The organism is Rhizobium sp. P43 (genome assembly GCF_056730705.1).
Genome location: NZ_CM161539.1, coordinates 556,517 through 569,466, shown reverse-complemented (window position 1 = coordinate 569,466; position 12,950 = coordinate 556,517). Strand labels below are relative to the sequence as shown.

11 protein-coding genes are annotated in these 12,950 nt (G+C 61.7%); 8 read left to right on the top strand and 3 right to left on the bottom strand.

Going from position 1 to position 12,950, the window contains the following annotated elements; all coding sequences use genetic code 11:
- Nucleotide 1: 1 nt before the first annotated feature.
- The 6 genes from tolB (at nucleotide 2) to glmM (ending at nucleotide 8,149) form a co-directional block, all read left to right on the top strand.
- Nucleotides 2-1,306: a Tol-Pal system beta propeller repeat protein TolB gene (gene tolB, locus AC1PUL_RS02665; protein WP_480466496.1), complete on the top strand. Its 1,305-nt coding sequence runs from the start codon at nucleotides 2-4 to the stop codon at nucleotides 1,304-1,306.
- A 165-nt stretch (nucleotides 1,307-1,471) separates the two neighbouring features.
- Entirely contained in the window at nucleotides 1,472-2,008 is a 537-nt protein-coding gene (pal, locus tag AC1PUL_RS02660; RefSeq protein ID WP_480466495.1) for a peptidoglycan-associated lipoprotein Pal, read from the top strand.
- 162 nt (nucleotides 2,009-2,170) lie between these two features.
- On the top strand, nucleotides 2,171-3,172 hold the full coding sequence (gene ybgF / locus AC1PUL_RS02655) for a tol-pal system protein YbgF (protein ID WP_480466494.1): 1,002 nt from the start codon (nucleotides 2,171-2,173) through the stop codon (nucleotides 3,170-3,172).
- Nucleotides 3,172-4,497, top strand: coding sequence for a tRNA lysidine(34) synthetase TilS (gene tilS / locus AC1PUL_RS02650; RefSeq protein ID WP_480466493.1), 1,326 nt, complete (start codon nucleotides 3,172-3,174; stop codon nucleotides 4,495-4,497). Before ybgF ends, tilS begins: the two co-directional genes overlap by 1 nt.
- A 120-nt stretch (nucleotides 4,498-4,617) precedes the next feature.
- Nucleotides 4,618-6,549 carry an ATP-dependent zinc metalloprotease FtsH gene (ftsH, locus tag AC1PUL_RS02645; protein ID WP_480466492.1) on the top strand — a complete coding sequence of 644 codons (1,932 nt, stop codon included), beginning with the start codon at nucleotides 4,618-4,620 and terminating at the stop codon, nucleotides 6,547-6,549.
- A 244-nt stretch (nucleotides 6,550-6,793) separates the two neighbouring features.
- Nucleotides 6,794-8,149, top strand: a complete 1,356-nt coding sequence (gene glmM / locus AC1PUL_RS02640; protein ID WP_480466491.1) for a phosphoglucosamine mutase — start codon at nucleotides 6,794-6,796, stop codon at nucleotides 8,147-8,149.
- Between the two features lie 93 nt (nucleotides 8,150-8,242).
- Here the strand turns inward: glmM and AC1PUL_RS02635 are convergent, their stop codons facing one another.
- Nucleotides 8,243-8,989, bottom strand: coding sequence for a YebC/PmpR family DNA-binding transcriptional regulator (locus tag AC1PUL_RS02635; protein WP_298467364.1), 747 nt, complete (start codon nucleotides 8,987-8,989; stop codon nucleotides 8,243-8,245).
- Nucleotides 8,990-9,151: 162 nt separating this feature from the next.
- Between AC1PUL_RS02635 and AC1PUL_RS02630 the strand changes: the two genes are divergently transcribed.
- Nucleotides 9,152-9,655 carry a pyridoxamine 5'-phosphate oxidase family protein gene (locus AC1PUL_RS02630; protein ID WP_480466490.1) on the top strand — a complete coding sequence of 168 codons (504 nt, stop codon included), beginning with the start codon at nucleotides 9,152-9,154 and terminating at the stop codon, nucleotides 9,653-9,655.
- Nucleotides 9,656-9,672: 17 nt separating this feature from the next.
- On the opposite strand, the gene AC1PUL_RS02625 is transcribed toward AC1PUL_RS02630, so the two are convergent.
- Nucleotides 9,673-10,509 (bottom strand): MBL fold metallo-hydrolase, encoded by an 837-nt coding sequence (locus tag AC1PUL_RS02625; RefSeq protein ID WP_480466489.1) that lies wholly within the window; start codon nucleotides 10,507-10,509, stop codon nucleotides 9,673-9,675.
- A gap of 221 nt (nucleotides 10,510-10,730) precedes the next feature.
- On the opposite strand from AC1PUL_RS02625, the gene AC1PUL_RS02620 reads away from it, so the two are divergent.
- Nucleotides 10,731-12,086 (top strand): methyl-accepting chemotaxis protein, encoded by a 1,356-nt coding sequence (locus AC1PUL_RS02620; protein ID WP_480466488.1) that lies wholly within the window; start codon nucleotides 10,731-10,733, stop codon nucleotides 12,084-12,086.
- Nucleotides 12,087-12,121: 35 nt separating this feature from the next.
- Here the strand turns inward: AC1PUL_RS02620 and AC1PUL_RS02615 are convergent, their stop codons facing one another.
- Nucleotides 12,122-12,946, bottom strand: coding sequence for a TIGR00282 family metallophosphoesterase (locus AC1PUL_RS02615; RefSeq protein WP_480466487.1), 825 nt, complete (start codon nucleotides 12,944-12,946; stop codon nucleotides 12,122-12,124).
- Between the last annotated feature and the right edge of the window lie 4 nt (nucleotides 12,947-12,950).

The window sequence follows — 12,950 nt, the reverse complement described above, 5'->3', positions numbered from 1 at the left end:
CATGAAAACTCTCCTCCTCCGACTTCTGCTGGTCTGTGCCGGCTTGGCAGGTGCCTTCGTGGCGCCCGCAAACGCAACCGTCGAGATCAACATCAATAGAGGTAACGTCCAGCCGCTGCCGATCGCCATTACCGACTTTATCTCGGCCGATGGTATCGGCGCCCAGATTTCGGCTGTCGTTGAAGCGGACCTGCGGCGCTCTGGCCTGTTTGCACCGGTCAACCGATCAGCCTTCATCGAAAACATCCAGAACCCGGATCAGCCGCCGCGCTTTGCCGACTGGACGGTCCTGAAGGCCGAAGCCCTTGTCGTCGGGCGCATTGTTCGCGAGCCGGATGGTCGTTTGCGCGCCGAGTTCCGACTTTGGGATACCTATGGCGGCCAGCAGATGACCGGCCAGCAGTTCTTCACCGATCCGCGCAACTGGCGCCGCGTCGCTCATATGATCGCGGACGCGATTTATGAGCGTATCACCGGCGAAAAGGGCTATTTTGACACGCGCATCGTCTTCGTGTCCGAAAGCGGCCCGAAGACCGACCGCAAGCGCCAGCTCGCGATCATGGATCAGGACGGCGAGAACCTGCGGATGCTGACCAACAGCAACGACATCGTTCTGACGCCGCGCTTCTCGCCGAGCCGCCAGGAAATCACCTACATGTCCTTCGAGGGCGACCAGCCGCGCGTCTATCTGCTGCAGTTGGAAACCGGAGCACGTGAGGTCGTGGGCAATTTCCCCGGCATGACCTTTGCCCCGCGCTTCTCGCCGGATGGCCAGCGGGTGATCATGAGCCTGCAGCAGGACGGCAATGCCAACATCTACACGATGGACCTGAGGTCGCGCACCACGACCCGCCTGACCTCGACGGCGGCGATCGACACCTCGCCCTCCTATTCGCCCGATGGCAGCCAGATCGTTTTCGAAAGCGACCGTGGCGGGCGTCAGCAGCTCTATGTGATGAACGCCGATGGCTCCGGTCAGCGCCGCATCTCCTTCGGCGACGGCTCTTATTCAACGCCCGTCTGGTCTCCGCGCGGCGACCTCATCGCCTTCACCAAGCAGTCGGGTGGCAAGTTCTCGATTGGCGTGATGAAGACCGACGGTTCGGGCGAGCGTATCCTCACCACCGGCTTCCACAACGAAGGTCCGACCTGGGCACCGAATGGCCGCGTACTGATGTTCTTCCGCCAGAATGCCGGTGCCGGCGGTCCGCAGCTCTACTCGATCGACCTCACGGGCTACAACGAGCAGCAGGTGAAGACACCTTCCTTCGCGTCAGACCCGGCCTGGTCGCCACTGATGGAATAGTGATCGAAAAGGGGCGCATTCGTGCCCCTTTCTCGCCGCAAACGGCCTTCAATTCCGGCTTCGGAAGCAGGAATTGACCCTTTCTTAACCATGATTGTTCGAAGCCGGTTAACCGCGATTGGTTATGGTCCGGCAACCCTAACAGAGAATTCAAGGAGACCGGCGATGAGCCGCATTCATTCCCCGGCCAAGAGCCGCCTGCAGAAGATGGCAACCAATCCGGCCATGGTGGCCTTTGCCGTAGCACTTGCGCTGGCAGGCTGCGCCAACAAGAAGAACCTGCCGAACAGCGCCGGTGAACTCGGCCTCGGCGCCGGTGCTGGCGCAGCAACCCCGGGCTCGACCCAGGACTTCACCGTCAATGTCGGCGACCGCATCTTCTTCGACACCGATTCGTCCTCGATCCGCGCCGATGCCGCTCAGACGCTCGACCGTCAGGCTCAGTGGCTGCAGCAGTACCCGAACTACGCCATCACGATCGAGGGCCATGCCGACGAGCGCGGTACCCGCGAATACAACCTGGCACTCGGTGCGCGCCGCGCCGCCGCCACGCGCGACTATCTGGCATCGCGTGGCGTTCCGGCCCAGCGCATGAAGACGATCTCCTACGGCAAGGAACGCCCGGTAGCCGTTTGCGACGACATTTCCTGCTGGTCGCAGAACCGTCGCGCCGTCACTGTTCTCGGTGGCGCAGGCATGTAATCGGGTCCGCCCGACGATCACCACCACGTGAAGGCGGCCCTCGGGTCGCCTTTTACTTTTCTCCTTACTTTGGCCGAACTTGGTTGCTTTTTGCAGGCAATTGGGAAAACTCCTGTCGGCGCTGGTTCGGCGCAAATCGTCGCGAAAACAGGAAGAAGGAACATGAACAAACTTGTGATGGCCGCTCTGCTAGCGACGGCCTCGCTGACGGGTCTGCATGGAACGGCAAACGCCTTCCAGATCACCCTGCCACCCATCTTCGGACAGCAGAAGGCAGCCGAGCAACCGTCGAGCCAGGATCCTCGCGGCCAGGTCTACATGACACAGGGCGCGGATCCCTCGTTGCGCGTTCAGCAGCTGGAGGAAGAAATCCGGGCACTGAACGGCCGTATCGAAGAGATGAGCTTCCAGCTGCTGCAGATGCAGGAGCAGATGCGCAAGCAACAGGAAGACAACGAGTTCCGCTTCCAGGATCTCGAAAAGAAGAGCGGTTCCCTGACCCGTCCTGCCACTGCAGGTGCTCAGCAGGATTCGGTTGCCGAAATCATCACCGAAACTCCGGACGTCGGCGTAACCGCCGACGCTTCCGGCACGATCGAGACCCCGGGCACGGCGCCCGGCGAGCAGACGCTCGGCTCCATTGCGCTGGACGAAAACGGCATGCCGGTGACGGCCACGCTGAACCAGGACGCCCTGAACAACAGCGCGAGCAGCAGCCTGCCAGGCGTCGACACGGGCGTCGCCGTCCCACCGAACCCGCCCCAGCAGACGGCTTCGCTCAATTCGGAGAGCGACGTCTACCAGATCGCCTATGCCCATGTTCTCTCCGGCGACTACACGCTGGCCGAAAGCGAATTCCGCGACTTCATCGCCGCCTATCCGAGCAGCTCGCGCATCGCCGATGCCCACTTCTGGCTCGGAGAAGCCCTCTACTCCCAGGGCAATTACAACGAGGCGGCCAAGACCTTCCTCAATGCCCACCAGACCTACAACACATCGCCCAAGGCGCCCGAAATGCTGCTGAAGCTCGGCATGTCGCTGGCCGCCCTCGACAATACCGAGACCGCCTGCGCCACCTTGCGCGAAGTCTCCAAGCGCTACCCCAAGGCTTCCCGCGCCGTCGTCTCCAAGGTCGCGAGCGAACAGAAGCGCCTCAGCTGCTGATGGCCGCCCCGCTCGCGGCAGCCTCGTCCCTGCCCGAACTCTCGCCCGAAGCGGCGATCGAAGACTTTCTGAATTCCCTTCTCCGACCCACGCACCTTCTGGCCGCCGTCTCCGGTGGCAGCGATTCGCTCGGACTTCTCCTGCTCCTGAAACAGGCGATCGACAGACGGGGCACCGCCCTTCCCCATTCCCTTTGCGCAGCGACCGTCGATCACGGCCTGAGACCGGAATCCGCCCTGGAAGCCCGCCATGTCGCGCAGATCTGCCAGGAACTCGGCATCCCGCATCACATCGCATCCTGGACCGGCGACAAACCGAAAACCGGCCTTCCGGCCGCCGCACGCAAAGCGCGATATGGGCTGTTGGCGCATAGCGCAGATCTGCTGAAGGCCGAGGTCATCCTTACGGGACACACGCTCGATGATCAGATCGAGACAGTCGCCATGCGTGCGGACCGTTCCGTTGATGGTGCCCTGGGCCTCGCCGGCATGGCACCGGCAACCCTGTATGACGCCCGCCTGTGGGTGCTGAGACCATTCCTGCGCAGCCGCCGCGCGACGATTCGCGCCCGCCTCCAGGCGCATGGTCAAACCTGGATCGATGACCCTAGCAACGACGATCCTCGCTATGAGCGCGTCAGGACCCGTCAATCGGCGCCAGAGATCGCTTCCGAGACGATCGCAGAGGCAGCACGGGAGCGGTGCAACCTCTCAGCCGCAGCGGCATTCTGGCTGGAACGGAGTGCAAGCCAGGGTCCAGGTCAACTCGTGACGATCTCGCTCGGCGGCGCAGATAGGCCGGCACCGGAGCCACGCAATCATGCGCTGGCAACGCTGATCGCCGTCCTCGGTGGCAGACCGCACCGCCCCGGCACTACAAGCCTTGAGCGCCTGAGCGCCGCGCTCGACAACGACGTGGATTTTCGCCTGACTTTGGCCGGGACGCTGATCGTTCGCCGCCGCCATGACCTATTTCTGGTTCGGGAAAGGCGCGGTTTTTTGCCGCTGCACCTGCCACCGGGCGGCAAGGGCGATTGGGATGGTCGCTTTGCGATCATCAATCAAAGTGCCGGCGAGATCACCATCTCCGCCGGCCCCGCCGCAGAAATCGGACCCGCACTCCCGGGCGCAATCCGTTCGGCGCAGACAGGAAACCAGCCTCAACTCCTTGGTATGCAGGGAGTTTCCGTCAATTCCGGTGACGGCATCGACGTGAGACCGCGCCTTTCGCTGTATGCCGAATTCATGCCTTGCTTCGACCAGCCACTGGCGGATGTGATCGCCCGGTTGATCGGCGCGGATCCCACCCCTCAATGTGCGATTTAAGACTTATTGACGGAAAACGATCTGCGACAGTGCGTTTGCCTTGGCAAGGGTGCGGTGCGCTCCTATGTTAGGGAATAATTCTGCGGGGCTTCGGTCCGCAACACAGGTTCGGGGAGTTCAATGAACCCAAATTTTCGCAATTTCGCGCTCTGGGCGATCATCGCTCTGTTGCTGATCGCGCTTTTCAGCATGTTCCAGACCTCACCGTCTCAGACGGCCTCGAGCGAGGTGCCGTATTCGCAGTTCCTCCGGGAAGTGGATGCGGGACGCGTTCGTGAGGTCACGGTCACCGGCAACCGCGTCCTCGGCAAATATGTCGAGACAGGCACCGCCTTCCAGACCTATGCGCCGGTTGTCGACGACAACCTGCTGACCAAGCTGGAAGCCAAGAACGTGATGATCGTCGCCCGTCCGGAAACGGATGGCTCCTCGGGCTTCCTGAGCTATATCGGCACGCTCCTCCCCATGCTGCTGATCCTCGGCGTCTGGCTCTTCTTCATGCGCCAGATGCAGGGCGGCTCGCGCGGCGCCATGGGCTTTGGCAAGTCCAAGGCGAAGCTGCTCACCGAAGCGCACGGCCGCGTCACCTTTGATGACGTTGCAGGCGTTGACGAAGCCAAGCAGGACCTCGAAGAAATCGTCGAATTCCTGCGCGATCCGCAGAAGTTCCAGCGTCTCGGCGGCAAGATCCCGCGCGGCGTACTGCTCGTTGGCCCTCCGGGTACCGGTAAGACCCTGCTCGCCCGCTCGGTCGCCGGCGAAGCCAACGTGCCCTTCTTCACGATCTCCGGTTCGGACTTCGTTGAAATGTTCGTCGGTGTCGGTGCAAGCCGCGTCCGCGACATGTTCGAACAGGCGAAGAAGAACGCTCCCTGCATCATCTTCATCGACGAAATCGACGCCGTCGGTCGCCATCGTGGCGCCGGTCTCGGCGGCGGTAACGACGAACGCGAACAGACCCTCAACCAGCTGCTCGTCGAAATGGACGGCTTCGAGGCCAATGAAGGCATCATCCTGATCGCCGCGACCAACCGTCCCGACGTTCTCGATCCTGCTCTTCTGCGTCCGGGCCGTTTCGACCGTCAGGTCGTCGTTCCCAACCCCGACATCATCGGCCGCGAGCGTATCCTCAAGGTCCACGCCCGCAACGTGCCGCTGGCGCCGAATGTCGATCTCAAGGTTCTCGCCCGTGGTACGCCCGGCTTCTCCGGTGCCGATCTGATGAACCTCGTCAACGAAGCAGCCCTGATGGCCGCACGCCGCAACAAGCGCGTGGTCACCATGCAGGAATTCGAAGACGCCAAGGACAAGATCATGATGGGCGCGGAACGCCGCTCCTCGGCCATGACCGAAGCTGAAAAGAAGCTGACCGCCTATCACGAAGCCGGCCATGCGATCACCGCACTCAAGGTGCCGGTAGCCGATCCGCTGCACAAGGCGACGATCATTCCGCGCGGCCGTGCGCTCGGCATGGTCATGCAGCTCCCCGAGGGCGATCGCTACTCGATGAGCTACAAGTGGATGGTCTCGCGCCTCATCATCATGATGGGCGGACGCGTTGCGGAAGAACTGACCTTCGGCAAGGAGAACATCACCTCGGGCGCCTCCTCCGACATCGAGCAGGCCACCAAGCTGGCGCGCGCCATGGTCACCCAGTGGGGCTTCTCCGATATCCTCGGTCACGTCGCCTATGGCGAGAACCAGCAGGAAGTCTTCCTCGGCCATTCCGTTTCGCAGACGCGCAACGTCTCTGAATCGACCGCCCAGAAGATCGACACAGAAGTCCGTCGCCTGATCGACGAAGCCTATACCGAGGCACGCCGCATTCTGACCGACCACCACGATGAATTCGTGGCGATCGCCGAAGGTCTACTGGAATACGAAACGCTCTCCGGCGAAGAGATCAAGGCCCTGATCCGTGGCGAAAAGCCGTCCCGCGACAGCGGCGATGACAGCACGCCAAGCCGTGGCTCTGCGGTCCCCTCGACCGGCCGCAAGGACGTGCCGAAGGGTGGCGAACCCGAAGGCGGACTTGAGCCGCAGCCGCACTAAGCGCCTGCCATGACACATCGGAAAGGCCACCCGCGCGGTGGCCTTTTTCGTTTCAATAGTTCGACGGCCCAGAATTCCGTGGAAGACTGCATCCCTGGTAACGCCGTGTAATGTATTTTAGCGCTATTTTACGTGTTCTGAGCCGCATTCTATGGCATGAGCAGCCGAATGCGGCGCGCTGCGAAATGGCTCATGGCTGAGCAAACGCAGCGACCGGTACAGGAATGGACTTGAAGGAACACAGATGACACGTCGTTACTTCGGCACGGATGGCATTCGCGGCCTTTCCAACCGCTTCCCCATGACCCCGGATCTTGCGATGCGTGTGGGTATTGCCGCCGGCACGATCTTCCGTCGCGGCGGCCACCGCCATCGCGTTGTGATCGGCAAGGATACGCGCCTCTCCGGCTATATGCTGGAAAACGCCATGGTCGCTGGCTTCACCGCCGCCGGCCTCGACGCCTTCGTTCTCGGCCCGATCCCCACACCTGCTGTGGCCATGCTGACGCGCTCGCTGCGCTGCGACCTCGGCGTGATGATCTCGGCCTCGCACAATCCCTTTGCCGATAATGGCATTAAGCTCTTCGGCCCCGATGGCTACAAACTTTCGGACGAGCTGGAGCAGCAGATCGAGGAACTGCTGGAAAAGGACCTTTACGGCCAGCTCGCAGCCCCGAACGACATCGGCCGCGCCAAGCGTATCGATGGCGTCCACGATCGCTATGTTGAATTCGCCAAGCGCACCCTCCCCCGCGACGTGACACTGCATGGGCTCCGTGTTGCGATCGACTGCGCCAACGGGGCCGCCTACAAGGTCGCACCACAGGCGCTCTGGGAACTCGGCGCCGAAGTCGTGACGATCGGCGATGAGCCGAACGGCACCAACATCAACCTGGAATGCGGCTCGACCCATCCTGAAACGCTGCAGAAGAAGGTCCACGAGACCCGCGCCGACATCGGTATCGCGCTCGATGGCGACGCCGACCGCGTGATCATCGTCGATGAGAACGGCACCGTCGTTGACGGCGACCAGCTGATGGCCGTCATCGCGGAAACCTGGGCGCAGGATCAGATGCTGCGCGGCGGCGGTATCGTCGCGACCGTCATGTCGAACCTCGGCCTCGAACGCTTCCTGGGCGACAAGGGACTGACGCTCGCGCGCACCAAGGTCGGTGACCGCTACGTCGTCGAACATATGCGCAGCCACGACTTCAACGTCGGCGGCGAACAGTCCGGCCATATCGTGCTGGCCGATCACGGCACCACCGGCGACGGCCTTGTCGCGGCGCTGCAGATCCTCGCGGCGGTGAAGCGCACCGGCAAGACGGTCAGCGAGATCTGCCATCGCTTCGAACCGGTCCCGCAGCTCCTGCGCAACGTCCGCTTCTCCGGCGGCAAGCCGCTGGAAGATGTGATGGTCAAGCAGGCGATCGCCGATGCCGAAGCCGAGCTTGCCAAGTCCGGCCGCCTCGTCATCCGCCCATCCGGCACCGAGCCGCTGATCCGCGTCATGGCCGAGGGCGACGATCGTGAACAGGTCGAGCGCATCGTCAACGGCCTGGTTGACGTCATCGCCAGCGTCCGCAGCGCGGCAGCCTGACAGGGATATCCACCGCCTGAATGAAGACGGAATGCAAAAAGCCCGGCTGCGATCGCAGCCGGGCTTTCTGTTTGTGGAAAGATGTGGCGACCCTCAGGCCGACAGCTTGGCCATGACTTCGTCGGAGACTTCGAAGTTCGAATAGACGTTCTGCACGTCGTCGTCGTCTTCCAGCGTGTCGATGAGCTTCATCAGCGACTGCGCCTTCTCCTCGTCAACCGGGATCGTGTTCTGCGGCTTCCAGATCGCCTTGACCGATTCTGCGCCGCCGAGAACTGCTTCAAGCGCCTTCGACACCTCGTTCATGTCTTCAAACGCGCAGTAGATGGTGTGACCGTCTTCGTCGGAAACGACGTCTTCGGCGCCGGCTTCGATCGCCGCCTCCATGACCTTGTCGGCGTCGCCAACGGAGGCCTTGTAGGTGATCTCGCCGACATGGTCGAAGGAGAAGGAAACCGAACCGGTTTCGCCGAGCGCACCGCCGGCCTTCGAGAAGGTCGAGCGCACGGAGGATGCGGTGCGGTTGCGGTTGTCGGTCAGCGTCTCGACGATGATGGCAACGCCGCCCGGGCCGTAGCCTTCGTAGCGGATCGCGTCATAGCTCTCGGCGTCGGCACCGGATGCCTTCTTGATGGCGCGCTCGATGTTGTCCTTCGGCATCGACTGCGCCTTGGCGTTCTGCACGGCAAGGCGCAGAGCAGCGTTCATGGCCGGGTCAGGCAGACCGGTCTTTGCCGCCACGGTGATTTCGCGCGCAAGCTTCGAGAACATCTTCGAACGGATACCGTCCTGCTTGCCCTTGCGGTGCATGATGTTTTTGAACTGTGAATGGCCAGCCATGGCACCCCTGATCAGGTCTAAATGTTGGGAATGGCCGCCTTATACGGGCGAACCCCGCCCGGTTCAAGCCCATCCGCCGTTGCCATGGCCGGTCACACGCTCAGGAACAACTCCTCCTTGAACTCGTTGCTGCCATGGAAAAACGTCAGGGAGATAGACGATATGGCAAGCTTCACCGAAGCCAAGGAAAATCCCGTACAACAGCTCTGGGACGAGATCGATGATATCCATGCCGGCATGCTCGGCCTGATGGGTGGCAACATGCATATGCAGCCCATGGCGCCGAATGCCGATCGCCAGCGCAACGCCATCTGGTTCTTCACCAAGACCGACAGCCACCTAGTGCAGGCCCTGCGTCCCGGCAGCCGCGCGCACTTTTGCGTCGTCGGCAAGGATCATGACTATCATGCCTGCCTTGCCGGGACGCTGACGGAAAACAAGGACCCGGCGAAGATCGATGAATACTGGAATTCGGTCGTCGCGGCCTGGTACGAGGGCGGAAAGTCCGATCCGAAGCTCACCCTTCTGGAACTCAAGCTGGATGACGGCGAGATCTGGGCCTCGACCAGCAGTTCGCTCAAGTTCGGCTGGGAGATCGCCAAGGCCAATATGAGCGACGAAAAGATGCCGGATGTCGGCGTGCACCGCGAGGTCCGCTTCGCCTGAAGTGACTGAGGGGGGGACTAGACCCCCTGAAGAACGAGGATCAGCGGCTTCTTCGGCAAGGTCCGCATGGATACGGTGAAGCCGCGGTTCTCGGAAATCTGCGTATCGAAACTGTCGTCGAACATCGACAGGAAGGTTTCGATCGGCGGACCCCGACGGTGCATGGGCAGAATGACGGCCGAACGGAGCCGTTTGACGATCCGGCTCATGCTGTCCGCGCCGAGCGTCAGACCGCCATCGACCGGCACCATGACGATATCGAGGCGGCCGATCTCGCCGTAATGGGTATCGGTCAATTCATGATGCAGATGTCCCAGATGACCGATGCAAAGGCCCGCAACCTCGAAGACGAAAATCGAGTTGCCGTTCGGCTCCATGGTGCCGCCCCAACTGCGAATGTCGGTCGAGATATTGCGGATATAGGCATCGCCCACCACCAGCCGATGCTGGATGGCCTCTCCGGGCTGCGCATCATTCCATCCATGCAGCACGGCACCGATCGCCGGATCGGGGTTGAGCGTGTAATGGCTGGAATGGGCCTTGTTCATGGTCACGACATCAGGCGTCCTGGACGTTCTGAGCCAGCCGTTGAAATCGGTCGCGATCGAAATTCCGCCGGGCGTGTCGATCTGGAAGGTGGAGTGACCGACAAAGGTGATCACCACGTCCTCCTGGACCTGCGCCAGCGTCAGCGCGGGAGCGCCCGAGGCCGGAGGCGTGAAGTTGGCATATTGGACATTCGGAAGGTTCTCGGCGATCAGCTGACACTGGCTGACCTGCGGACGATCCTGAGCATAAACGCCACCCGTTGCGGCGGCGAGCATTATCGTGGACAACACCAGTCTCAGCATCATGCCGCTCCCTGCATTCCATCCAGATCCATGATGGGAGCATGCGGCAGCTCATCCCTGCGGTAAAGACTGCTGGCGGCATGACCTTTGTCAAATTGCCGTTATCGCAGCGGGGCAAATACGTCTCCCGGCTTCATCACCCTTAATCAGTCCTTAATCGCTCCTGGTCAATCTTCGCACCACCAGCTACCGCACACCGTTTTGAACACCTGGAAGGACATACCATGCCGGCGGCGCAAGCCCTCTTTGACCACGACACCCAGACCACCGGCTATGCCCTCCTGGAATGTATCGAAGCAGCCCTCAACGACGACTTCAGCAAACTGCCTTCGGGCTCCGATCCACTGGATCGCGCAGTGGCACGCCTCATCGCGCGCACCCAAGAACGGTCGGCAGCTCAATTGAAAGATGTTGTCGAGATCTCGGTCAATGTGAACGAGACGGCCACTATGTCAGCCAACCTTCTCTACGACCTGAAACAGGTCGATCACAGGACGCATGACATTGCCGCGGCCGCCGAAGAGATGGCAGCGACCGTGGATGAGATTGCCCGTCACGGCGAAGAGATTTCCGGCGGCACGCGACGCGCGGGAGCTGCCTGTGACGAAGCTCGACAGTCAGCCTTGGAAACACGGACGACCATGGAGGGCATCAACCGTGCGCTCGGAGACGCGTCCGACCGGATTGCATCGATCCACACCTTGGGCTCGCGCATTTCCGAAATCGCGGCCAACATCAAGAAGATTGCTTCTCAGACAAACATGCTCGCGATCAATGCTGCCGTCGAAGCGGCACGTGCAGGCGAGGCAGGGCGCGGATTTGCAGTCGTCGCTTCCGAAGTAAAGGCGCTTTCGGACCGCACCGCCAATGCAACGACAGAGATTTCGAAGATCGTGATGGATCTCGAGCAGGGATTAACCTCGATGAATGAGGCCATGTCCGTCAGCCGCAGTTCGGCGAACGCCGGCACGGCAGCCCTCGATACACTCTCGATGAGGCTGAGCGATGCCCTGCGCCAGGTCAATGAAAGCGCCGACAGCGCTGCCCAGATCGCAAGCGGCCTGGTGGAGCAGAAGGCTGCATCCTCAAGCGTTGCCAACGGCATCACCCATATCGCAACGAATGCCGGGGACGCGACCCGCCAGCTTGGGCGGGTCATGGATGCGGTCGCAAACGCGCAAACCGGCCTCGATCGGAGGCTCAAGGTTTTGGCCGAGGAGGATATCCCTGGCAAGGTCGTCATGCTGGCGCAATCCGATCACGTCATTTGGAAGCGACGCCTTGCCAACATGATGGTGGGCCGCGACCGGCTCGATCCTCGGGAACTCGCTGACCACCGGAATTGTCGCCTTGGCAAATGGTACCTGAGCGAACGCAGCACGCCGATGGGTCAGGATAGCGACTTCCTTGCACTCGACGAACCGCATTGCCGGGTGCACGAGCACGGATTGGAAGCTGTGCGTTGCTACAATTCAGGCGACATCGGCTCTGCACTCAAGCAACTGCAATGTGTCGAGGTCGCCTCAAGCGAGGTCTTGCAAAAGCTGGGACGGCTGGAGCGCAAGACCTCCCATAAGTGAGCGCGCAATTGTGTTCGTGACAATGGATCCCGCACTCAGGCCCAGAAGGGCGGGATCGTCTCGGCCAGACGCGGACCGAGGCGAAGCGGCGCGATCTTTTCAGCAAGCCCCGTCGCATCGGATATCTCCACGCCGACCCCGCAGATGGTCGCCGGGCCGCTGGCCGCCTCGAAACGCCCCTTCGGCATCTTCGAAATGAAACGGTTGAGCGGCTCTTCCTTTTCCATGCCGAGCGAGGAATCGTAGTCGCCGCACATGCCGGCATCCGACATATAGGCCGTTCCGCCATTGAGGATCTGATGATCGGCCGTCGGCACATGCGTGTGCGTGCCGACGACGAAGCTTGCGCGGCCATCGACGAAATGGCCGAAGCACTGCTTTTCGCTGGTCGCCTCCGCATGAAAATCGAAGACGATCACGTCCGCCTGCTCCTTCAGCGGGCAGGCCGCAAGGATGGTCTCGGCCGACTTGAAGGGATCGTCGAGTTCCGGATGCATGAAGACGCGGCCCATGATGTTGGCCACAAGCACGCGGGCGCCGTTGCGGGCATAATAGAGGCCCGAGCCCTTGCCCGGCGTGCCGGCCGGATAATTGGCCGGACGCAGAAACTGGTCGTGCCGCGTGCAGAAGGTGACCGCCTCCTTCTGATCCCAGACATGGTTGCCGGTCGTCACGACATCGGCACCGGCATTGATGGTCTCGAGATAGATCTCTTCTGTGATGCCGAAACCACCGGCGGCGTTCTCGCCGTTGACGATGACGAAATCGAGCTTCAGGTCGGAGATGAGGCCCGGCAACAGCTCCCACACAGCCGTACGTCCGGTCTTGCCCACCATGTCTCCGAGGAACAGAAGTCGCATATTC

Coding starts and splice junctions, on each gene's coding strand:
- AC1PUL_RS02615 (WP_480466487.1), bottom strand. CDS start 12,946: ATGCGACTTCTGTTCCTCGGAGACATGGTGGGCAAGACCGGACGTACG.
- tilS (WP_480466493.1), top strand. CDS start 3,172: ATGGCCGCCCCGCTCGCGGCAGCCTCGTCCCTGCCCGAACTCTCGCCC.
- AC1PUL_RS02635 (WP_298467364.1), bottom strand. CDS start 8,989: ATGGCTGGCCATTCACAGTTCAAAAACATCATGCACCGCAAGGGCAAG.
- ybgF (WP_480466494.1), top strand. CDS start 2,171: ATGAACAAACTTGTGATGGCCGCTCTGCTAGCGACGGCCTCGCTGACG.
- AC1PUL_RS02625 (WP_480466489.1), bottom strand. CDS start 10,509: ATGATGCTGAGACTGGTGTTGTCCACGATAATGCTCGCCGCCGCAACG.
- ftsH (WP_480466492.1), top strand. CDS start 4,618: ATGAACCCAAATTTTCGCAATTTCGCGCTCTGGGCGATCATCGCTCTG.
- AC1PUL_RS02620 (WP_480466488.1), top strand. CDS start 10,731: ATGCCGGCGGCGCAAGCCCTCTTTGACCACGACACCCAGACCACCGGC.
- AC1PUL_RS02630 (WP_480466490.1), top strand. CDS start 9,152: ATGGCAAGCTTCACCGAAGCCAAGGAAAATCCCGTACAACAGCTCTGG.
- glmM (WP_480466491.1), top strand. CDS start 6,794: ATGACACGTCGTTACTTCGGCACGGATGGCATTCGCGGCCTTTCCAAC.
- tolB (WP_480466496.1), top strand. CDS start 2: ATGAAAACTCTCCTCCTCCGACTTCTGCTGGTCTGTGCCGGCTTGGCA.
- pal (WP_480466495.1), top strand. CDS start 1,472: ATGAGCCGCATTCATTCCCCGGCCAAGAGCCGCCTGCAGAAGATGGCA.